At 51.8% G+C, this 1,041-nt stretch carries 2 protein-coding genes; both read left to right on the forward strand.

The window, feature by feature from the left end:
* Positions 1-650 precede the first annotated feature (650 nt).
* A complete protein-coding gene (locus TU80_RS32970) occupies positions 651-824 on the forward strand; it encodes a hypothetical protein (protein WP_156422929.1) in 174 nt (57 codons plus the stop codon).
* A 69-nt stretch (positions 825-893) separates the two neighbouring features.
* On the forward strand, positions 894-1,041 hold a 148-nt coding region (locus tag TU80_RS32975), incomplete at its 3' end, for an NAD(P)-binding protein (protein ID WP_156422930.1).

Genomic DNA, 1,041 nt, shown 5'->3' on the forward strand with positions numbered 1-1,041 from the left:
TGGCGGCCTGACCCTACTGTTGTTGCAGTACCACGAGGCACCTTCAGGTTTTGCGATAGCTGAAAAATGGATGACGTGAACGGCACACCGGCCTGGCGAAGAACCTGACTTATGAAACGGCTTTAGAAGCCGCTCCGGTTTTCAGGATTGCCAGGCGCGACTCTCATCATGGCGCGGGGCATGCCTCATACAGACGCCGGATAGATTTAAGCAAGCCAACCACTTCGCCCGTTAATCAGCATTGCAAAAATGGGGGTGACCATAGATTTCATTAGACCACTACAGGATGCTTGAGCGTTGCGTGATAACTGTTTACGCAGATGCATGGCTAGGTGCCCCGGAGTCGTGGATCGAAAAACATCATCAGCGGCACCGTGGCAGAAGGCAAATATGGAACCGAGGGAGGTACATGGCACGATCGGCTTGGGTTGAAAAAGGCCATGTCCGTCAGGAAGGCTGCCGAGTCGAACAGATCGATTCGGTACCTGTCAGGCCAGCCGACCAGGATCGCGCCTTGCCATGGCCATCCATGTGACATGGCAAGGCTCCTGGCAATTTTATTCAACGAAAAGCAAAAAACATTCAATACTCAGCTTATATACATCATTGATAATTATCCAGTGCATACAAGAACAAGACAGGTGATTAGCATGAATACGTCATCAAAACCAGATCCTCTCCCTGTTTTTCGTCAGCTCAGGGGGCGGTACATGGCCGACAGCCCTGATCTGGCAATCATTTATTTGCACCGCCTGTTTGGCGAATCCCATCAGCCCGCACTGGAGCCCCATAAACCAGAAATCCATGCTGCAATTTTTAACTGAACCAGGATCGATCAAGGCTTCAATGCGGGTCCGTTGCCGGCAAGTGGATTCAGGTATTCCAGGTGCGGGCTGTTCGTAACGAGGGGAGATGCTGTGATAACAACAAAAAATTTCGACGCCATCGTCGTTGGCGCAGGTTTTGGCGGCCTGTATATGCTGAAAAAACTGCGCGACGAGCAGGGCCTCAAGGTCCGCGTCTTCGACAAGGCTGGTGGTG

Source organism: Pseudomonas veronii (genome assembly GCF_001439695.1).
Taxonomy (GTDB): Bacteria; Pseudomonadota; Gammaproteobacteria; order Pseudomonadales; family Pseudomonadaceae; genus Aquipseudomonas; species Aquipseudomonas veronii.